The 20565-nt window shown below is 56.8% G+C and carries 14 protein-coding genes; 4 read left to right on the forward strand and 10 right to left on the reverse strand.

Going from position 1 to position 20565, the window contains the following annotated elements:
• Positions 1-12: 12 nt before the first annotated feature.
• Positions 13-714: a YggS family pyridoxal phosphate-dependent enzyme gene (locus I6L58_RS16740; protein WP_088208560.1), complete on the reverse strand. Its 702-nt coding sequence runs from the start codon at positions 712-714 to the stop codon at positions 13-15.
• A 17-nt stretch (positions 715-731) separates the two neighbouring features.
• On the opposite strand from I6L58_RS16740, the gene I6L58_RS16745 reads away from it, so the two are divergent.
• Positions 732-1712, forward strand: coding sequence for a type IV pilus twitching motility protein PilT (locus tag I6L58_RS16745; protein ID WP_088208561.1), 981 nt, complete (start codon positions 732-734; stop codon positions 1710-1712).
• 31 nt (positions 1713-1743) lie between these two features.
• On the opposite strand, the gene ruvX is transcribed toward I6L58_RS16745, so the two are convergent.
• The 8 genes from ruvX to metK form a co-directional block, all read right to left on the reverse strand.
• Positions 1744-2160: a Holliday junction resolvase RuvX gene (gene ruvX / locus I6L58_RS16750; protein ID WP_006178446.1), complete on the reverse strand. Its 417-nt coding sequence runs from the start codon at positions 2158-2160 to the stop codon at positions 1744-1746.
• Positions 2160-2720: a YqgE/AlgH family protein gene (locus I6L58_RS16755; RefSeq protein WP_006178445.1), complete on the reverse strand. Its 561-nt coding sequence runs from the start codon at positions 2718-2720 to the stop codon at positions 2160-2162. Before I6L58_RS16755 ends, ruvX begins: the two co-directional genes overlap by 1 nt.
• Positions 2721-2802: 82 nt before the next feature.
• On the reverse strand, positions 2803-3750 hold the full coding sequence (gshB, locus tag I6L58_RS16760) for a glutathione synthase (protein WP_042322311.1): 948 nt from the start codon (positions 3748-3750) through the stop codon (positions 2803-2805).
• A gap of 21 nt (positions 3751-3771) precedes the next feature.
• Positions 3772-4503: a 16S rRNA (uracil(1498)-N(3))-methyltransferase gene (gene rsmE / locus I6L58_RS16765; protein WP_042321930.1), complete on the reverse strand. Its 732-nt coding sequence runs from the start codon at positions 4501-4503 to the stop codon at positions 3772-3774.
• A gap of 52 nt (positions 4504-4555) precedes the next feature.
• Positions 4556-5263, reverse strand: a complete 708-nt coding sequence (gene endA / locus I6L58_RS16770) for a deoxyribonuclease I (RefSeq protein ID WP_006178442.1) — start codon at positions 5261-5263, stop codon at positions 4556-4558.
• A gap of 94 nt (positions 5264-5357) precedes the next feature.
• Positions 5358-5855: a SprT family zinc-dependent metalloprotease gene (locus I6L58_RS16775; protein WP_058608620.1), complete on the reverse strand. Its 498-nt coding sequence runs from the start codon at positions 5853-5855 to the stop codon at positions 5358-5360.
• A gap of 60 nt (positions 5856-5915) precedes the next feature.
• Positions 5916-7313 (reverse strand): galactose/proton symporter, encoded by a 1398-nt coding sequence (gene galP / locus I6L58_RS16780; RefSeq protein ID WP_006178440.1) that lies wholly within the window; start codon positions 7311-7313, stop codon positions 5916-5918.
• Positions 7314-7741: 428 nt separating this feature from the next.
• Positions 7742-8896 carry a methionine adenosyltransferase gene (gene metK, locus I6L58_RS16785; RefSeq protein ID WP_006178439.1) on the reverse strand — a complete coding sequence of 385 codons (1155 nt, stop codon included), beginning with the start codon at positions 8894-8896 and terminating at the stop codon, positions 7742-7744.
• A 423-nt stretch (positions 8897-9319) separates the two neighbouring features.
• On the opposite strand from metK, the gene I6L58_RS23125 reads away from it, so the two are divergent.
• The 3 genes from I6L58_RS23125 (at position 9320) to speA (ending at position 11674) form a co-directional block, all read left to right on the forward strand.
• Positions 9320-9463, forward strand: a complete 144-nt coding sequence (locus I6L58_RS23125; RefSeq protein WP_418250466.1) for a hypothetical protein — start codon at positions 9320-9322, stop codon at positions 9461-9463.
• A gap of 94 nt (positions 9464-9557) precedes the next feature.
• Positions 9558-9689 carry an acid stress response protein YqgB gene (yqgB, locus tag I6L58_RS16800; protein ID WP_127463540.1) on the forward strand — a complete coding sequence of 44 codons (132 nt, stop codon included), beginning with the start codon at positions 9558-9560 and terminating at the stop codon, positions 9687-9689.
• Between the two features lie 8 nt (positions 9690-9697).
• Complete coding sequence (gene speA, locus I6L58_RS16805; RefSeq protein ID WP_042321927.1) at positions 9698-11674, forward strand: biosynthetic arginine decarboxylase; 1977 nt, start codon at positions 9698-9700, stop codon at positions 11672-11674.
• Positions 11675-11772: 98 nt separating this feature from the next.
• Here the strand turns inward: speA and I6L58_RS16810 are convergent, their stop codons facing one another.
• Positions 11773-20562, reverse strand: a complete 8790-nt coding sequence (locus tag I6L58_RS16810; RefSeq protein ID WP_254082129.1) for a two-partner secretion domain-containing protein — start codon at positions 20560-20562, stop codon at positions 11773-11775.
• Positions 20563-20565: the final 3 nt, after the last annotated feature.

Raw genomic sequence — 20565 nt, forward strand, 5'->3', positions numbered from 1 at the left:
TAGGTTTCCTTATTATTGGGTGTAATCGCGCGCACCGAAAATTGCTGTGCCGATGCGCACCATCGTACTGCCTGCCGCAATCGCGGCTTCCATATCATCCGACATGCCCAGAGAAAGCGTGTCTACCGTTGTGTGGCGCGCTTTAAGCGCCTCAAATGCTACAGCCATTTGCCGTGCTACGGCAAACTGCCTTTCATAACTTGACTCAGGTGCCGGGATTGCCATCAGCCCGCGCAGGGTCAGGTGCGGCAGCGCTGCCACCTCTGCCGCCAGGGCGTCGAGCTCGCTCAGCGCAATGCCGGATTTGCTGTTCTCGTCGCTAATGTTGATTTGAATCAGCACGTTAAGCGGAGCCATGTCTGCCGGGCGCTGGTCGTTCAGGCGCGAGGCAATCTTCAGACGATCGATCGTGTGGCACCAGTCGAAATGCTCCGCGACCAGACGGCTTTTGTTCGACTGCAGCGGGCCAATAAAGTGCCATTGCAAATCGTCCTGCCCCTGGTCACGGAAATGGCAAATTTTGTCCACGCCTTCCTGCACGTAGTTTTCACCAAACGCCCGCTGCCCGGCGGCAATCGCTTCTGCGAGGGCGCTCGCAGGCTTAGTTTTACTGACTGCAAGCAACGTAATTTCTTCTGAAGCACGGTTGCAACGCGTTGCAGCGGCTGAGATTTTGTCCCGGACCTGTGCCAGGTTATGCGCAATGTCGTTCATTTTCCGAGGAGTAGTCTATGGATGTGGAAGAAATCGTGGCCCTTAGTGTAAAGCATAACGTCTCCGATCTACACCTGTGCAGTGATGCCCCCCCGCGCTGGCGGCGATTAGGCCGCCTTGAGCCCGCCCCGTTTCCGCCTCCGGACGTGAACGTGCTGCTCAGGGAGTGGCTTAATGATGAACAGCAGGGGACGTGGTGGGCAAACGGGCAGGTGGATTTTGCCGTCACCACCGGCGAAAACCAGCGCCTGCGCGGCAGCGCGTTTATGCATATGCAGGGTGCCTCTGTCGCGCTGCGACTGCTGCCGCGTGCCTGCCCGCAACTTTCTGCGCTGGGCGTGCCGCGGGCGATCCCGGAGCTGTTACTGAATGACAGCGGGCTGCTGCTGGTGACCGGGGCAACCGGCAGCGGAAAATCCACTACTCTGGCGGCGATGGTCGATTTTCTCAACCACCACACCGACGGGCATATTCTGACGCTCGAAGATCCGGTGGAATTTATCTATCAGAGTGAACGCTGCCTGATCCAGCAGCGCGAGATAGGCCAGCACAGCCCGACGTTTGCCGAGGCGCTGCGGGGCGCGTTGCGTGAAGATCCGGATGTGATTTTGTTGGGGGAATTGCGCGACAGCGAAACGATCCGCCTGGCGCTGACGGCGGCAGAAACCGGGCATCTGGTGCTGGCAACGCTGCATACGCGCGGGGCATCGCAGGCCATTGAACGGCTGGTGGATACCTTTCCGGCGCAGGAGAAAGACCCGGTGCGCACCCAGCTGGCGGGCAGCCTGCGGGCGGTTCTGGCGCAAAAATTGCGCCCGGATTTGCAGGGCGGGCGCGTCGCGCTTTATGAGCTGCTGGTGAATACCCCGGCGGCGGCGAACCTGATCCGTGAAGGCAAAACCTGGCAGCTTCCCGGGATCGTTCAAACGGGTCAGCAGGCGGGCATGCAGAACTTTGAACAGAGCCTGGCTGAGCGCCGGGCGCAGGGCAGGCTATAGGAACCTGCCGGGCTACCGCGTGAAAAGAGGCTCAGTAACCCTGCTCGAAATAGCTCTCGAGGATAATGACGGCGGAGGCCGAGTCGACGCTGCCTTTGTTCAGCGCCCGGAAGCCACCGTGTTCAAACAGCCCGGCGCGCGCTTCGACGGTGCTCAGACGCTCGTCATGCAGCTTCACGGATACACCAAAGCGGCCATGAATTTTATTGGCAAATTTACGCGCTCTGGCCGTAAGCGGTTGCTCGGTGCCGTCCATGTTCAGCGGCAGCCCGACAATCACGTCGTCCGGCTGCCACTCTTTGAGCAGACGTTCGATAAGGTTCCAGTCGGGCGTGCCGTCGTTGGCCTTGAGCGCCGTCAGCGGGCGTGCCGTGCCGGTAATGCGCTGGCCCACGGCAACGCCGATGCTTTTGGTGCCAAAGTCGAAGGCAATAAGCGTTCCGCTCATCAGGCGTGCCCCGCTACGCCCGGCATGGTCAGAATATCAATGCCGATAAGTTTTGCGGCCTCGCGCCAGCGATCGGCAATCGGGGTTTTAAACAGGATGTTCATATCCGCGGGCGCGGTCAGCCAGGCGTTATCCAGAATTTCCTGCTCAAGCTGGCCTTTCTCCCATGAGGCGTAGCCCAGGGCAACCAGCACTTCGGAAGGCTGATTTGCCGTACCGAGTGTTTCAAGGACATCGCGCGAGGTGGTGATAACGGTGTTATCCGAAATGCGAATACTGGAGGAAAAGACCGGCGGGGTATGCAGAATAAAACCGCGATCTTCTGCAAGCGGCCCACCCAGCATGACGGCTTTATCAAGACGGATCTCTGGCAGACGCTCTTCCGTGGTGATTTTCAGCTTGTCCAGAATCCCTTCTACCTGGAGGTTTTCCAGCGGCTTGTTGATGATAATTCCCATCGCACCGTCTTCATTGTATTCACAAATGTACACCACGGCGCGGCGGAAAATTGGGTCCTGGAGTGCAGGCATGGCAATAAGAAAGTGATGCTGTAAATTCATTGTCAGAGGGTCTGTTTCCTGGTTTAAAAAGCGACAGCGTCCAGTATGCGGAGAAACGACAACGCTGTCACTCTTTGGTGGGTTACTTCTGTAAACGTTTTTCGATGGCGTCCATCAGCATACCGGTGATCGAAATCGGGAATTCCGCCTCGATTTCACGGATGCAGGTTGGGCTGGTGACGTTCACTTCGGTCAGACGGTCGCCGATGATGTCCAGGCCGACGAAAATCAGCCCTTTGGCTTTAAGCGTAGGGCCAACGCGGCGGGCAATTTCCCAGTCGCTTTCGGTCAACGGGCGCGGTTCGCCACGACCACCGGCTGCGAGGTTGCCGCGGGTTTCGCCACCCTGCGGGATACGCGCCAGGCAGTAAGGCACCGGCTCGCCGTCCACCACCAGCACACGTTTGTCGCCGTCGACGATGGCAGGCAGGTAGTTCTGCGCCATGCAGTAGCGGGTACCCAACTCGGTCAGCGTTTCGGCAATGACGCCAATGTTAGGATCGCCTTCTTTAACGCGGAAGATAGACGCGCCGCCCATGCCGTCCAGCGGCTTCATGATGATATCGCCGTGTTGCTGCCAGAACGCTTTCAGCTGTGCCTTGCTGCGGGTCACCAGCGTTTCCGGCGTCAGGTCAGAGAACCAGGCGGTGTAAAGCTTCTCGTTGCAGTCGCGCAGGCTCTGCGGCTTGTTGACGATGAGCGTGCCTTTCTCTTCTGCGCGTTCCAGGATATAGGTGCAGTAGATAAATTCGGTATCGAACGGCGGATCTTTACGCATCAGGATGACGTTGAGGTCGGCCAGGGCGATATCCTGCTCGCTGCCGAATTCGTACCATTTGTCGTAGTTCTGCTCGACGTTAACGAGGCGGGTACGCGCGCGGGCTTCACCGTTGATCAGGTAAAGATCGTTCATCTCCATATAGTGGAGTTCATAGCCGCGACGCTGCGCTTCCAGCAGCATAGCGAAGCTGGAATCTTTCTTGATGTTAATGTTTGCGATGGGATCCATCACGATGCCGAGCTTGATCATTTTTTTCTCCATCAATATGGGTCAACCCAGATCGCCAAAACGCACCTGTAGTGCGGTAATGGCGGTGAGCGCCGTTGTCTCAGTGCGCAGAACGCGAGGCCCTAACAGAATATCAGTAAACTGGTAACGTGCCGTCATGGCGATCTCGTCAGCCGACAGGCCGCCCTCCGGGCCAATCAACAGGCGCACGCGCTCGACGGGCAGCGGCAGCGTGTTGATGCTGGCGCTGGCGCGAGGGTGGAGATTGAGCTTCAGCCCGCTCTCCTCTTCAGCACACCAGTCCTCAAGATCCATCGCCGGGCGGATCTCCGGTATCCGGTTGCGGCCGCTTTGCTCGCAGGCCGCAACGGCAATTTTCTGCCACTGCTGGATCTTTTTGTTCAGACGTTCAGCATCCAGTTTAACGCCACAGCGCTCAGAAAAAAGTGGCGTAATGAGGCTTACACCGAGTTCAATGGATTTCTGAATGGTGAACTCCATCTTTTCACCGCGCGACATCACCTGTCCCAGATGGATATGCAGCGGCGATTCACGGTCGTCCACTTCACCGCGCAGCACGTTGACGTGCACGCTTTTTTTGTCGGCGCGCGTAATTTCAGCGTCGAACACCTGGTTGGAGCCGTCGAAGAGCTGAATCGCCTGGCCTGCGCCCATACGCAGCACGCGGCCTACGTGGTTGGCGGCGTCGTCAGACAGGGCGATCTCACGGCCTGCGGTAATCAGTTCAGGATGGTAGATGCGGGGAATGCGCATAGTCAGAAATTCCATGTGTCATGCGGTGTAAGCGAATTGCCGCTAGTGTAGGTTAGCTCTTTTGCGCCTGGCAAGCCCGCTGGACGTAAGGGTTGTGATTCCCCTGAACTTTCGCAATGCGCTCATCGCGCTGGCACTCCCACGCCGTCACCGGATACATCTTGTCCCAGGCGTTAAACAGCTGCGTCTGCTGGCGTGAAAGCGTAAGCGAGTAACGGTCGCGCATGTAGAAGTAGGTGCGGGCAATGCTGCCGCGCGCGCGGGCTGGCGGCTCGGCGACTTTCTCTTTGAAATCCACCTTCATGGCGCACTGTCCGTACTGGCCTTCACCGCCGTTCCACTGGCTGTACATGAAATTGCCGCGATCGCCGTTCACTTCGCCTACCGCTGGCTGCAGGTTGTGCATATCGCTTTCCATCTGGCGATAGACCGGGTCTTTGGCGCAGTTTTTACGCCCGCCATCCTGCCAGCACTGGCGCTGATGGCCGAACTGCCATGCCGGAACGACATGTTCCCATTCGATGCGGCTGGCGCGGTTCTCATTTTTACGGACTTTGTAGCCGCAGGATGCGAGGTCAACGACGCCTTTTTTGCCCTGCCAGTTAATCTTACAGCCACAGTAGAAATCGCCCGGCGCGTCAGCGTTAATCTTGACGCCTGCGGTTTTTGCCTGGGAAAAACTATGGATACCGTCGGCCAGCGCGTGGCCGGAGAGCGCCGTCGTCAGAAAGGCGACGGTGAGGGAGAAATTACGGGACATCTTACACTCCGTGTCAAAACGAGCCGGCAACGTAGCGGATGTTGTTCCTGTATGCAATCAGTCAGATCAGGAAAGTTCCTGATTGTTCATTTGATCATTCCGCAACCAGCGGATCGCCGCACTTCACGCAGCGGTAGGTTGCTTCGCCACGCACCACGCGGTTATGACGGCGCACGGTGAGCTGATGCTGCTGGCACGAGCAGCGGTAGGGGAAAGTATTGGTGCGTACTGATACAAGCTCGAACTGGTGCGTGCGGCGAGCGGGCACACCGAGCACCGCCTCCATCATCCATTTCCACTCTTTGCCGTGGGGCGCTACGCGGCCAAAATGTTTCCACACCAGCAGATGCGCCAGCTCGTGAGGCACCACCTCTTCGATAAATGCCTGCTGGTTTTCCATCATCAGCACCGGGTTTAAGCGGATCTCCCAGGACTCCAGCCAGGCGGTGCCTGCTGCAGTGCCGCGCTGGTGGTACACCAGCCTGGGTTCAGGATAATTGCGCCCGAGCTTCAGGTTTGCCTGGGCGAGTTTTTCCCGCAGGCTGCGCATAGCGGCTTGCTGAAGGGCGATGGGGAGACGGGGAGCTTTCATAGGGGCAGAGCATAAAGCGGGAAGCGGGGAGGTGCAAGCGGCACCTCCCCGGCAGAACACTCAGTCGTGTGCGCCAATCTCACGCAGCGGACGACCTTTCATCAGGTTACGTTCAATATGTTCCAGCGAAACGTGTTTGGTTTCTGGAACCAGCCAGATGGTCAGAACAATGAAGAAGATGTTCAGGCCGGAGTAAACCCAGAAGGTGTTCGCATTGCCCAGCGTGTTGAGCATGGTCAGGAACGTTGCGCCGACAATCATGTTGGCGATCCAGTTGGTCGCGGTGGAGCAGGTGATACCAAAATCACGCCCTTTCAGCGGCTGGATCTCCGAGCATAGCACCCAGATCAGCGGACCGGCGCTCATCGCAAAACCGACGATAAACATCAGCAGCATGGCCACGGCAAAGTACTGTGCAGACGGGGAGTGAATGCCCACATGCATCATCGTACCGAGGACGCCCATCCCGACGGCCATCACCAGGAAGCCCAGCGTCAGCGTTGGTTTACGTCCCCAACGGTCTACCAGACCAATGGCAATAAAGGTCGCCAGCACGTTGGTCAGACCGACGATTACCGTGCCCCACATCTGCTCGGTGGTGTTGGTGTAACCCGCCAGTTCGAAGATTTTTGGCGCGTAGTACATGATGACGTTCATCCCGGTGAACTGTTGCATTACCTGCAGCAGCACGCCCAGGAACACCGCGCGGCGGAAGTTGCTGTTCTCTTTAAACAGCGCCCAGCCGGACTGTTTTACCTTCAGGCTTTCGCGGATCTCTTCCAGCTCGTTTTTCGCCTCTGCGCTGGTATCACGCAGGCGCAGTAAAACCCGTTCGGCATCGTGGAAGCGGCGTTTGGCGGCGAACCAGCGCGGGCTGTCCGGCAGGAAAAAGACGCCAATCAGCAGCAGCACCGCAGGGATGATGATCACGCCGAGCATCCAGCGCCATGCACCGCTGTAGCTGAACGCCGTATCGGAAAGATAAGCGCCCAGAATACCGATGGTGATCATCAGCTGGTACATCGAAATCATGCTGCCACGGATTTTCTCCGGCGCGATTTCAGACAGGTACAGCGGCGCGGTGTAAGACGCCACGCCAACGGCCAGGCCGAGCAGTACGCGTGACACCAGCAGCACCTCAACGTTTGGTGCGGCGGCAGAGAACAATGACCCGGCCACGAACAGGATCGCGCCGATCATCAGGCTCTTTTTACGCCCGAGCTTGAAGGAGAGCCAGCCGCTGCCCACCGCACCCACGGCGGCACCGAACATCATGGAGCTGACCACCCACTCCTGAGTGTGTGAAGAAATCTGGAATTCATCGGTGATGAAAGGTAACGCACCGGCGATAACGCCGATATCCAGGCCAAAGAGTAATCCTGCCAGGGCTGCGAGGAAGCAGACAAAGAAGGTCATCGCCTTATTGGACGTGCGCCCCTGTTTTTTATTGTCAGGCATTATGCCCTCCAGTTGGGTTATCAGTTTTTACGATGTTAAGAGTAGGTGAGTAGTGCGTAAAAATATGTGAGACAAATCACAACGGTGTAATCGGTTACACAACATTGACTACGTAAATAATATTAAAGCTTTGAAAATATAGAGGTAAACGAGGTGATATGCATCGAGAATGTACACATTTCAGACTTAACTGAAAGGAAATGTAACAGCAGAAGAAATGCGATCATGCAAAGGGAATAATCTGAAAGCAGGATATATTTGATGCGGTGTAAACGGTTTCAAAGGGTGCGGTCTGTCGTCGGGTGGCGGCAATGCCTTACCCGACCTACGGGTCCGAGGATTTTGTAGGTCGGGTAAGGCGCAGCCGCCACCGGACATAAAAAAAGGCCAGCGCAAAGGCTGGCCTGTTTAACGCTACGGTCGGTCGATTATTTCAGACCGGCAGCGTCACGCAGCAGGGCGGCTTTGTCGGTTTTTTCCCATGGGAAATGTTCGCGACCAAAGTGACCGTACGCAGCGGTTTCTTTATAGATTGGGTGCAGCAGATCCAGCATCTGGATCAGGCCGTAAGGACGCAGGTCGAAGAACTCGCGCACCAGCAGCGTCAGCTGCTCGGATGGCACTTTCTCCGTACCAAAGGTTTCCACCATGATTGACGTTGGTTCCGCCACGCCGATGGCATAAGAAACCTGAATTTCACAGCGGTCGGCCAGGCCTGCAGCCACGATGTTTTTCGCAACATAACGTGCTGCGTATGCCGCAGAACGGTCAACTTTAGACGGGTCTTTACCAGAGAACGCACCGCCACCGTGACGCGCCATGCCGCCGTAGGTATCAACGATGATTTTACGACCGGTCAGGCCGCAGTCGCCCATTGGGCCGCCGATAACGAAGCGTCCGGTTGGGTTGATGAAGTATTTGGTTGCAGAGTTCAGCCACTCAACGGGCAGAACCGGCTTGATGATCTCTTCCATCACCGCTTCCTGCAGCGCTTTCTGGTCAATCTCTTCGGAATGCTGGGTAGACAGAACCACCGCATCAATACCAACGATTTTGCCGTCGTCGTACTGGAAGGTCACCTGGCTTTTTGCATCCGGGCGCAGCCACGGCAGGGAGCCGTTTTTACGCACTTCAGCCTGACGCTGCACCAGACGGTGTGCGTAGGTGACTGGCGCTGGCATCAGCACGTCGGTTTCGTTGGTGGCGTAGCCGAACATCAGGCCCTGGTCGCCCGCGCCCTGTTCCAGCGGATCGGCACGGTCAACGCCCTGGTTGATGTCCGGAGACTGTTTGCCGATGGCGCTCAGTACCGCACAGGAGTTGGCATCAAAGCCCATATCAGAATGCACATAGCCGATCTCACGCACCGTGTTACGGGTGATTTCTTCGATATCAACCCATGCGCTGGTGGTGATCTCACCGCCCACCAGAACCATGCCGGTTTTGACATAGGTTTCGCACGCTACGCGCGCTTTTGGATCCTGGGTCAGGATCGCATCCAGCACCGCATCGGAGATTTGGTCAGCAATTTTATCAGGATGTCCTTCTGATACGGACTCGGACGTAAACAGGTGTTTTGCCATGTTATATTTCACCTAAGAGGAATTTGGTTAGCTCAAGCTGCTGTGTGGAATAGCCAAGGGAGATAATTCTACCAAGGCCGACGGGTTTTGACACTGGCAGTCTGAGTGTTAATCAGTATGGATGGATTAACATCTGGACGGCTATTTTAGGTCACTTCTTAGACCGATTTCCAGTTTTTTTTGACTCACCTCTCACTGCGTTGAAAACGCAGCTGGAAATATTTCCTGACGCCGCTGGCAACGCGCGCATTTTTGTTTTGCATTTTAGCCCCCTTCTCGGTATAAAACGCGGCGCGCGGCTTCTAAAAAAAAGCGCTCGATGAACTCATCGTGTTGCCACTTCCAGCCGGGTTAAGCAGTGAACTTTCAGCTTTGGCTTGGGGTCCGTTTCAGCAGAGGCGGCCGTGGAGGTGATACGAGATAATGAACCATCGTTTTCCGCTAATTCAGCGCAGCCGTTCTGGCGCGCATTTGATTCCCGCAACCCGCATTTCTAGTCTGCAAACCTGCCGATGTTATACCCATCTCGGCGCTTCTCAGGATTCCAGGGCCGGTCACGCTTTGTGAAAACTGAACAAGGGCGCTCTTGTTAATACAAGAGTTATCTCGTGGTTTCGCCGAACCTTGTCATACACAGTTCGGTTACGTGTTTTACAATGATATGAATAAGAAACCGGTCGCACGGTCTGGATTTCAGCATACTCTGCTGGGAGATGGAGCCGTTTATGGGTTGTTATCGCCGTATAACGCTGCGATAGTAGTCAACTGTTTTACACTTAATACAAAGAGTTGAGGTTCGCTATGTCTGACGACATGTCTTCAGTTTCGCCTTCGTCAGCGGGCGAACAGGGTGTACTACGTTCCATGCAGGAGGTTGCGATGAGCTCCCAGGAAGCCAGCAAGATGCTGCGCACTTATAATATTGCCTGGTGGGGCAATAACTACTACGACGTCAATGAGCTGGGCCACATTAGCGTTTGCCCCGATCCGGACGTCCCCGATGCGCGCGTGGATCTCGCCAGACTGGTGAAAGCTCGCGAAGCGCAGGGCCAGCGTTTGCCTGCACTGTTCTGCTTCCCGCAGATCCTGCAACATCGCCTGCGTTCGATTAACGCCGCGTTCAAGCGCGCGCGCGAATCTTATGGCTATAAAGGCGACTACTTCCTGGTTTACCCGATTAAGGTGAACCAGCACCGCCGCGTTATTGAATCCCTGATCCACTCCGGCGAACCGCTGGGGCTGGAAGCCGGTTCCAAAGCGGAGCTGATGGCCGTTCTGGCGCACGCGGGCATGACCCGGTCGGTGATTGTCTGTAACGGTTATAAAGACCGTGAATACATTCGTCTGGCGCTGATTGGCGAGAAGATGGGCCACAAGGTCTATCTGGTTATCGAGAAGATGACCGAAATCGCAATTGTGCTGGAAGAGGCGGAGCGTCTGAACGTGATCCCACGCCTCGGCGTGCGTGCGCGTCTGGCGTCTCAGGGTTCCGGTAAATGGCAGTCCTCCGGTGGCGAAAAATCCAAGTTCGGCCTCGCGGCGAACCAGGTGCTGCAGCTGGTAGAAATTCTGCGCGAGCGCGGTCGTCTGGACAGCATCCAGCTGCTGCACTTCCACCTCGGTTCGCAGATGGCGAACATTCGCGACATCGCCACCGGCGTGCGTGAATCGGCGCGTTTCTACGTTGAGTTGCACAAGCTGGGCGTCAACATTCAGTGCTTCGACGTCGGCGGCGGTCTGGGCGTGGACTATGAAGGAACCCGCTCACAGTCCGACTGCTCTGTTAACTACGGCCTGAACGAATACGCCAACAACATTATCTGGGCGATTGGCGATGCCTGTGAAGAGCACGGCCTGCCGCATCCGACGGTGATCACCGAGTCGGGCCGCGCGGTGACCGCGCACCATACCGTGCTTGTTTCCAACATTATTGGCGTTGAGCGTAGCGAAATTTCCGAAGCGACGCCGCCGCAGGAAGATGCGCCTCGTTCCCTGCAAAGCATGTGGGAAACCTGGCAGGAGATGCACGAGCCGGGCACGCGCCGCTCGCTGCGCGAATGGCTGCACGACAGCCAGATGGATCTGCACGACATTCACGTCGGCTACTCTTCAGGCACCTTCAGCCTGCAGGAGCGCGCGTGGGCAGAGCAGCTCTATCTGAACATGTGCCATGAAGTGCAGAAGCAGCTCGACCCGAGCAACCGCGCGCACCGTCCGATTATCGACGAGCTGCAGGAGCGTATGGCGGATAAGATTTACGTCAACTTCTCGCTGTTCCAGTCGATGCCGGATGCCTGGGGTATCGATCAGCTGTTCCCGGTTCTGCCGCTGGAAGGGCTGAACCACGCCCCGGAACGTCGTGCGGTGCTGCTGGACATCACCTGTGACTCCGATGGTGCTATCGATCACTACGTGGACGGCGACGGTATCGCCACCACCATGCCGATGCCGGAGTACGATCCGGAGAACCCGCCGATGCTGGGCTTCTTTATGGTCGGTGCGTACCAGGAGATCCTCGGCAACATGCACAACCTGTTCGGTGATACCGAAGCGGTTGACGTGTTTGTCTTCCCTGACGGCAGCGTGGAGGTTGAGCTGTCTGATGAAGGGGATACCGTAGCGGATATGCTCCAGTACGTTCAGCTCGATCCGGGCAAGCTGCTGACTCAGTTCCGCGATCAGGTGAAAAACACCGGTCTGGACGATGCGCTGCAACAGCAGTTCCTCGAAGAGTTTGAAGCGGGTCTGTACGGGTATACCTACCTCGAAGACGAGTAATTATCCCGCCTGCTGAATAAGAAAAGGGTCTGACCACGGTCAGACCCTTTTTTATGGCTACATGAAAACCCCGCCGGTGAACGACGGGGGGAGGGCGGTTAACTCAGCTGTTCGTCCTGGAACGCAATGGTCACCTTCGCATAGATATCAATTGGCGTTTCCGTCATCAGCGGCAGCCACTGCTTCGGCTGTGCTGTTGCGCTCATATCGCCGTTCCACTGCTTGTGCTCAGGCGTTTTCGGCATATCCATGCCGGTCTGACCGGTGGATGAGCCTGGCGAGAGCTTGACGTCGGTGCCTTTCGGATTGCTCGACGGCGCCACGCCGTTGGTCATATCGCCGTTCCACTGCTTGTGTTCAGGCGTTTTCGGCATGTCCATGCCGGTCTGACCGGTGGATGAGCCTGGCGAGAGCTTAACGTCGGTGCCTTTCGGATTGCTCGACGGCGCCACGCCGTTGGTCATATCGCCGTTCCACTGCTTGTGATCAGGCGTTTTCGGCATATCCATGCCGGTCTGACCGGTGGACGAGCCTGGCGAAAGCTTAACGTCGGTGCCTTTCGGATTGCTCGACGGCGTCACGCCGTTGGTCATATCGCCGTTCCACTGCTTATGCTCAGGTGTTTTCGGCATGTCCATGCCGGTCTGACCGGTGGACGAACCTGGCGAAAGCTTGACGTCGGTGCCTTTCGGATTGCTCGACGGCGTCACGCCGTTAGTCATATCGCCGTTCCACTTTCTGTGCTCAGGCGTTTTCGGCATGTCCATGCCGGTCTGACCGGTGGACGAGCCTGGCGAAAGCTTAACGTCGGTGCCTTTTGGATTGCTCGACGGCGTCACGCCGTTGGTCATATCGCCGTTCCACTTTCTGTGCTCAGGCGTTTTCGGCATATCCTTGCCGGTTTTACCGGTTGCAGATCCCGGAGAAAGCGTTGGGTAGTTCGTATTCGGAACGTCCCATTTTTTCTTCGGTGTGGTGCTGTCAGCCGGTTTCGGCGCAGGCTTGAGGTCATCGGCCTTCGACGGCTTAACGGCAGGCACCTCTTCGCTGTGCGCGGTTTCAGACGGGGTGGTGTCCGTCTTCGTCGTGCTGTCAGCCGGTTTCGGCGCAGGCTTCAGATCGTCCGCTTTCGACGGCTTAACGGCAGGCACCTCTTCGCTGTGCGCAGTTTCAGACGGGGTGGTATCCGTCTTCTTCGTGCTGTCAGCCGGTTTCGGCGCAGGCTTCAGGTCATCGGCTTTCGATGGCTTAACGGCAGGCACCTCTTCGCTGTGCGCGGTCCCAGACGGGGTGGTGTCCGCCTTCTTCGTGCTGTCAGCCGGTTTCGGCGCAGGCTTCAGAGTGTCGGCTTTCGACGGCGTAACGGCTGGCACATCTTCGCTGTGCGCAGGTTTCGCTGGCGTAAACTCTTTCTTCTTCTTGCCATCGCTCGAATGCTTCGACGATCCGCCGCCATTGTGGTGGTCGTTCGGCGTGTCGACGTCGTAGTTGCCTTTTTTCTTCTTACCGATGCCAGGATCCGCAAGGGTATAGGAGATATTGTTACCCGCTTCTTTTTCATCACGGGTGACAACGGACATCTCATCCTTGTTGGTGTTGATCTCGCCAGTCGTACCTTTGCTGGTGGTGCCCCCCACTGAAATGGTGGATTTCTGCGTTTCGTTACGGTGGATCTCATCGACCGTATCCACGTAGATGTTAGCCGATGGAATGCCGCCTTTTTTACCCGGCAGACCGCCGATACCTACGCCGCCACCGCCGTACAGGCCGTCCTGCTCAACGGTATCCTGGAGGTCTTTGGCGTTGATATTGCCCGCAACTTTGACCTCACCGGTGCCATTATCCGAGACGATATTGGCACCCGCCATGTTCAGGTCGCCGCCTGTTTTCACCTGCACGTCGCCCGTGGTGTGAATGCCGGACTGCTTCGCGGTGGTTGCTGAGTCGTGAGCCTCTGAACCGCCGCCGCCGTTAACGGCCCCGGTAGGCATCACGCCTTTAGCCGATACGGCAACCCCTACGGATGCGCCCCAGTTGGCACGCTCGTTATCCGTGTGAACCGTGTCCTGGAGGGAGTTAACGGTCATGTCACCTGCAACATCTACATCCGCAGTATTGGCGTCAATGTTGGCACCGCTCATGGTCATGTCGCCGCCGGACTTAATTTTGACGTCGCCTGCCGTAATGGTGCTGTTGGTGTAGCTGGTGCTGTTGCCTGTTCCGGTCTCTTTGCTGCCGCTATAGTCAACAGACGCGCCGCCGCTCACGCCGGAGAGATCCACGCCCACGCCAGCCGTGATGCCCGCCGAGTGCTCCTCGGTGGTGTTGCTATAGCTGGTTGTGGATTTCGCCGCGTTCATGGTCACATCGCCGCCTGCGTTAATTTCAACGTTCTGGCCGCTAATGTCTGTCCCGTTCAACGTGGTGTCTTTTTTGGTGTTGATCGAAACGTTATTCGCGTTGATGTGGTTAATGTTTTCTGCCGTAGAGGTGGAGGTCGAGTGTGATTTAGACGAACTGCCACCAATGGTAACGGAACCGCCCGCCAGATCGTTGAGCAGCAGGTTAGAGGCCTCGCCCAGCACTTCCGCTGCCGTTGTTCCGGCGTTGGCTGACTGGCCTTCGGTGCCTTTTTCAATCAGGTTACCGGCTTTATCAATGGTATCCACAATGGTGCTGTGGGCCTCACCCTTGATGCCAAACGACGTTTCTTTATGGGATGAGGTGTTTTTCATCTCATCTTCATATTTCGTGGTCGCGACGTCCTCGGCGTTGATGGTCAGTGAGTCGCCCGCGCTGAGATCTGCCCCGCCGATATCAACGGTTTTACCTGCTTCAATCGTCCCGGACTGGCCGAAGTTGATTGCGGCATTGGTGTTCTTTTTGCTGTCGGTGACGGACGAGTCGCTGGAGGTGCTCATACCAAACGTAAAGCCAGCCGTATCATTGACCGGCGCACGGCCAGGCTTCTTGCCGATAGCGGAGGTGTCGGATTCTGACCCTGCGCTGACATAGTCGCCGGACGTGGTTTCGGTGCTGCCGCCGTCCATGGTGCCGTAGCTGGTGTTAACCGACTGGCCGCCACCGCTGACGCCCGCGCTGATGACAAACTCGCGTGACGAACTGTGCTGCTCTTCGTGAGCCACATCCTGGGACGTTTTGATCGTCACGTCATTTTCAGCGGTAATGCTGCCGGTCTGAGCGTTGTAAGTACCGCCTTCCATCACCACGTCGTTTTTGGCGTCGATGCTCATGTTGCCGCCAGCGGAAACATTCGCACCAATGGCTTTGCCCGTGGTGGTTGAGGTATCAGACATCGTGAAGTTGAGCGCGCTTCTGACGTCGTTATCAATGATGCGCGTGGCGTCAATTTCATGCAGGTCATTGAAGGTGACGTCGCCGTCGGTGGCCTTCATGCTCACATCCTGGCCCGCCGTAATATCCGACGCGTTGGAGGTGATCGATTTGGCCTCCATGTTAATGCTGCCGCCCGCGGTGACGCCGTCCTCAAAGGCGTGGATCACCTGCTTGCCGCTCTCATCGCGTCCTACGCTGGCCGTCATGGTGATATCACCTTCCGCCGCGGACATGTTCACATCGCCCTCTGCGTTGATCGCCGCGCCGTTGTTATTGATATTGCCGCTGGTGCTGGACATATTGATGTCGCCGCCCGCAGAGATACCCGCGCTCATGCCGTTGCTGATGTTGTTGATATCGCCATCAGAGACCAGCGTCATGTCGCCTTTGGATGAGATCGTACCGTTGGCGTTATTGATGCTGTCCGCATCGACGTTCATATCGCCGCCAGCATGAATGGTCGCGGTGCCGCCGTTAACGTCTCCGCTCTCCATCTGACGAAGCGTTTCAGGGCACAGGTACACGACCGGAACCATCACGTCCACGCCGTTCACCGTCTGATTAACGAACCAGACGATATCGGAGTCCAGCCCGTTGCGCTGCTCCTCGGTCAGGGATTGACCGACAACCAGCCCCAGCTCGCTGTCCTGTGCCGCCACGCCTGCATTGTCCATCAGGGCCTGCACCAGCGCGTCGCCTTCCAGACCATCACGGATCGCAAAGAAGCTGCCGACTGAGCTGCTGATCTCACGGCGGATCAATTCTGAGGTGAAGTAGTTATCCCCAATCACGTTAACCGGCTTCTGCGGGTCATAACCCACCTGATCGAAGAAGTAATCCGATCCGGTATACGCGCTCTGATCGATCATTGACGGACGCGTTTCAAAGATCGGAACGATATTGTTGGCTGGCCCCGGATAAGCGGTGCCATTTTTTTCTGCTTCGGCGGTTTTCTTAAAGTCGGTCGAGACTTCAAACATGCCCGGAATAGAGACCATGTCCTTGATGGTTGGCATCGGGCTAATGCCCATCGCCAGCTCGTCAATTTTTTTGGTATTGACCTGGACATCGTAACCGGCAATCACCGTATCGACGGTGTATTCGCCCACGTCGATATCGCTCACGTTGCTGTGGCTGTTAACCACCCCGGCGCCTGCAATACCGTTATCCAGCTTGCCGCCTTTGTGCGTAAAGTTACCGCCAGCGGTGATCTCGCCTTTTTCAGACGGGACGAAGTAGGTTTTATTGTTTTTTAATGCTTCATTATTGGTCGCCGTGACGCTCGCCCAGATAGTGCGCATCGTACCGTAGTCGGTGGTTTGCCAGGTTTCACCGAAGATGTCGGACATCATTTTGTTGAAAAGCGTGGACTCGTTTCCGGTCATCACGACGGCGTTGTACCAGATCGCTTTTTCAGGATCGTCACTGCCTGACTTACCGGCTGCTGCGCCATTGCTAAACTCGAAGTCGAGGAACTGATAAAGGGTATCAAAATTCCACGTTGACGTATGGTAGGCGCCTAAATGCCACTGATAGGTGATCCCGCCCTGCGTCTCTAACGGCAGCTGCAGATAATCATAAATGGACATTTCACCGTATTCCGGTGAGTTGTAGATATCACCGGTAACCGTAATATCTTTCGCCGCCTGAATCAGACCGCCTTTGTTCGTGATCTGTTTTCTGTCAAAGATATTGCGCTGGTTGATATTAATGTTGCCGCCCGCGCTGATCTCCGCCTGATGGTCAAGTTTCAGTCCCGAGGTCACAATCGGCATTGAGAAGTTAATCAGGGTTTGAGATTTGGTCGCGAGATGCTCAACGGTGTTATAGACCGCACTGGCGTTCTGATACCCCGTCATGGAGATTTCGTCGCCGGTGTAGCTACTTTCGTTTCTGATGGATTCCGCGTCTAAATTGACGTCCTTCTCAGCGCGAATGATCCCGGCCTGGTTATAGATCTCCTTCGCGATAATCGACATATCGCCCATGCTGAGCACGTTACCCGACACGCCGTTGAAGAAATTACCGTTACGGGCATCCAGACTCAGATCGCCCATCGTCCACAGCAGGCTACCGGCATTGTTGGTGATGTTGCCCGCGGTGACGTTGAGATCGCCCCCGGTCACGATAGACATGGCGTTGGTGAAGTTACCGTCTGCATTCAACGTCAAATCGCCAATCGCTTCCATCTGGGTGCTATTGGTAAAGTCGCCGTGCGTGGTGATCGCCATCGCGCGTCCGGCATAGATGTTCTGGTTATTGGCGTCGAGGGTCAGGCTATTGTCGACGCTGAGCGAGAGATCGCGTCCGGCCTCAAGGATACCGGCCGTGTTGTTCAGGCTAGCGAGAGTCAGCTGCAGATCCCGGTCGGCGGTGATGGAGGCGTTGGCATCGTTTTGCAGGTTTTTGGTCGCAACCGCAATGTTAGTGCCCGCAATCACTGCGTTAGTGGTGTTTTTAATGTTGCCTTTCTGAACATTCAGCGAGGTCGTTTTGGCCCCGGCGAGCACGGCTTCATCGCTGTTGTTCAGGTTGCTCGCCACGTTCAGCGTCAGGTTGTTATCCGTCGAGACAATGGCCGCGCCGCTCTCGTTGGTCACATTTTCTGACGTCACGGTCACATCGCCGCCCGCCACCAGGGTGGAGTTTGAACCGTTTTCGCTGCCGCTGTTGAGCAGGGAATTTGCCGCGACGGTTAACGCACCGTCAACGGCCTGAATCACCCCGCCGGAGAGGTTAGTCAGCACGCCAACGGCGTTCAGCACCGTGTTCATGCTGGCCGTGATCACCGCCTGGTGGGAGTTGGTCAGGGAATCCACATCCTCGATCGTCAGGTTACGCAGGGCCATGAGCACATGGTCGCTCCCGTCGTTCACCAGGCTTCGGATATTGCGGATAATCAGATCGGTGCCCGCCTGCACCACGCCGTTATTGTGCAGCGTGTCGCCGTTTTGCACGGTAATGCTGCCGTCGCTGAGGATCACCGAGGCATTGTTCAGCGTATTCACGCCGTCCAGGGTCATGTTGCCCGAGGCGAGGATCGCCGCGTCAGTGCTGTTGTTCAGCGTACCCACGTTCTTGATGCTGAGGGCATGCTCAGACTGGATCACCGCGCTGTTGCTGTTGTTGAGCGTATTCACCGTGTCGATCGTCACGCTGCCGCTGCCGACCATTGCGGCGCTGTTCGTGTTCGATACGTTGGTGATATTCAGCATCGCCAGCGCACCGTCTGCCACCAGCTGTGACGCATCGTTGGTGAGGGTGCCAATGTTGGACAGGGTGAGATTGCCGCTGCTGTAGACAGTGGCATCGCGGGTGTTAGTCAGCGTGCCGATGTGATCCAGCAGGATGGACGTTGCCTGAATGCCGGAGGCCGAGTTGGTCAGCGTTGTCGCGCCGGACAGGTCCATCGCCCCGTTGGCGAGCAGAACGGCGTCGCCGGTGTTGCTGAGCGTCGCCATGTTGGTCAGGGAAATGTTTTCCCCCTGGATCCGGCTGTTGTCGTTGGTCAGAGCGGTCGTATGCGCGCCGTCCAGTGCGAGGTTTTCGCCCGCCAGGATCGCGCCGCCGTGGGTGTTGTTCAGCTGCTTGCTGACGTTCAGCGCGATATCGCCCGCTGCGCTCAGGGTGCCGCCGTTGTTATTCAGCTTCGCCGCCTTCACCTGCGCTTTTTGTCTGGCATTCAGCGTACCGCTGTTTTCAAGCGTCGCATCGGCGTTGGAGGCGGTCAGGGTAACGTTTTTCCCCTCGATCTTGCCCTGGTTCTTGATGGATTTACCGCTGGCTGCGAGGGTGACATCTTTTTCGTTGCTGATGATGTTTCCGCTGTTGTCGACGTCGCCGCCCACGTTCAGGCTGACGGTCGCCGAATCACCCACGAGGGTGCCGCTGTTGGTGACATTGCCGGTCGTGGTGATCTGCAGTGCGTCACGGGTCGCCCCGATGTTTCCACGGTTGTTCAGCGCGCTGGCGTTCATCACCAGCCGTTTTTCTGCGAAGATGCGGCCACTGTTGTCCAGGTTCCCGACGCGCAGCGTCTGGTTGTTAGACGCGTACAGCACGCCGTCATTTTTCAGTGAGCCGGACGCAATCGTCAGATCACCCGTCGCGCTGACGGAACCGCTGTTCACAAAGGCCTCTTTCAGGGTGAACTGCAGGGTGCCTTTTTTCGCCAGGACGCTACCGCCGCTGTTATTCATGCTGCCTGCGGTAATCTGCACATCACCGCTGTGGCTGGTCACCTGCGTATCCGAGATCAGCGAGGCAAACGGCACTTCAGCGCCGTTGACCTTCACGACGAAATCGCCGTTTTTCAGCGTCACTACGCCGCCGGCAATGACCTTACCGTTGGCGTCCAGTGCCTGCAGTTTGCCGTTCAGGGTATACTGGCCCGCCACGTTAATCTGAATCGCCGGAACGGTGGTGGTGGTGTTGTTGGTCACCAGCGAGGCGGCGTTTTGCACCAGCGAGCTGGCATCAATGCGGATTTTGCCGGTTGAGGCGATCACGTCGTTATTCAGCGTGATGCCCGCCAGGGCGTTCATGATAATGTCGTTTTTCGCCTGAACGCCGGAAGTGGACTTGTTCAGGGTGATATTCTTGCCGGAGAGCGACAGGTTCTTCTCGCTCGACAGGCTGGCGAGCGTAATGTCGCCATCCGCGCTGATGTCCAGGTCGCTGCTGGCGATAATGCCGCCAGCATGGCGGACGCCCGCGCCGGATTCGGTGCTGATCAGCTGGATCTTGCCGCCGTACATGGAGCCAAGCGCGCTACCGTCGATAGCAACGGCCGGACCCCGCCCATCGCCTTTGTTACGCACGGTGTGGCTGCGGGTCGCAAGATCGTAATCGTTCTGGCCCGCCAGCACTTTGATGTCTGCTTTACCGGCAATTTCGCCTTCCAGCTGCGCGCTGCGGCTTACGATGTCGAAGTAGCCCAGCCCGTCGGTATTAATGCCCTGACCGGTGACGGATACCGCCCCTTTTTCAACTGCCAGCTTATAGGAACCGTCGTTATTTGCCTGCACTTTACCGGTGCTGAGGGTCAGGCTGTTGGCATTGATGGTGGTTGCGCCGTTCACGCTAATGCCGTTTTCGTTGGCAATGATGATGTCGGCCTTTTTCCCGAAAACTTCCATCGTGCCGTTAATGTAGGATGCTTTCGCGCCCGTCACTTCGCTGATAATGGCGCTGGCTTCGTGCTGCAGCTGGGCGTTTTTTACCGCATAGCCGCCAATTTTCGTCACGCCGTCCTGCATGCTGTTGTTAAAGATCATCCCCTGTTTTTCAACGTTAAATTCGTTGAATTTATTCATGGAGATGCCTTTCGCATTAGGATCGGCAATATTGACCACCGGCGTGCCGTTGGCCGCCTGGCCCATGGTCGGGCCTTTCGACTGACGATTATCAGGCGTTGTTGCCGCATCGGCGGTGGCCGAGAAAATGCCTGCCAAAGACAGATATAAAGGACAGAGCCGCTTATGCAAATTGCGCGTGGTTATTTTTCCGCTGCGTGTGTTTTTGTTTTTCATTAT

The sequence above is a fragment of the Enterobacter cancerogenus genome (assembly GCF_019047785.1).
In the GTDB taxonomy this organism is placed as follows: Bacteria; Pseudomonadota; Gammaproteobacteria; order Enterobacterales; family Enterobacteriaceae; genus Enterobacter; species Enterobacter cancerogenus.

Coding starts and splice junctions, on each gene's coding strand:
- I6L58_RS16740 (WP_088208560.1), bottom strand. CDS start 714: ATGAACGACATTGCGCATAACCTGGCACAGGTCCGGGACAAAATCTCA.
- I6L58_RS16745 (WP_088208561.1), top strand. CDS start 732: ATGGATGTGGAAGAAATCGTGGCCCTTAGTGTAAAGCATAACGTCTCC.
- ruvX (WP_006178446.1), bottom strand. CDS start 2,160: ATGAGCGGAACGCTTATTGCCTTCGACTTTGGCACCAAAAGCATCGGC.
- I6L58_RS16755 (WP_006178445.1), bottom strand. CDS start 2,720: ATGAATTTACAGCATCACTTTCTTATTGCCATGCCTGCACTCCAGGAC.
- gshB (WP_042322311.1), bottom strand. CDS start 3,750: ATGATCAAGCTCGGCATCGTGATGGATCCCATCGCAAACATTAACATC.
- rsmE (WP_042321930.1), bottom strand. CDS start 4,503: ATGCGCATTCCCCGCATCTACCATCCTGAACTGATTACCGCAGGCCGT.
- endA (WP_006178442.1), bottom strand. CDS start 5,263: ATGTCCCGTAATTTCTCCCTCACCGTCGCCTTTCTGACGACGGCGCTC.
- I6L58_RS16775 (WP_058608620.1), bottom strand. CDS start 5,855: ATGAAAGCTCCCCGTCTCCCCATCGCCCTTCAGCAAGCCGCTATGCGC.
- galP (WP_006178440.1), bottom strand. CDS start 7,313: ATGCCTGACAATAAAAAACAGGGGCGCACGTCCAATAAGGCGATGACC.
- metK (WP_006178439.1), bottom strand. CDS start 8,896: ATGGCAAAACACCTGTTTACGTCCGAGTCCGTATCAGAAGGACATCCT.
- I6L58_RS23125 (WP_418250466.1), top strand. CDS start 9,320: ATGAACCATCGTTTTCCGCTAATTCAGCGCAGCCGTTCTGGCGCGCAT.
- yqgB (WP_127463540.1), top strand. CDS start 9,558: ATGAATAAGAAACCGGTCGCACGGTCTGGATTTCAGCATACTCTGCTG.
- speA (WP_042321927.1), top strand. CDS start 9,698: ATGTCTGACGACATGTCTTCAGTTTCGCCTTCGTCAGCGGGCGAACAG.
- I6L58_RS16810 (WP_254082129.1), bottom strand. CDS start 20,562: ATGAAAAACAAAAACACACGCAGCGGAAAAATAACCACGCGCAATTTG.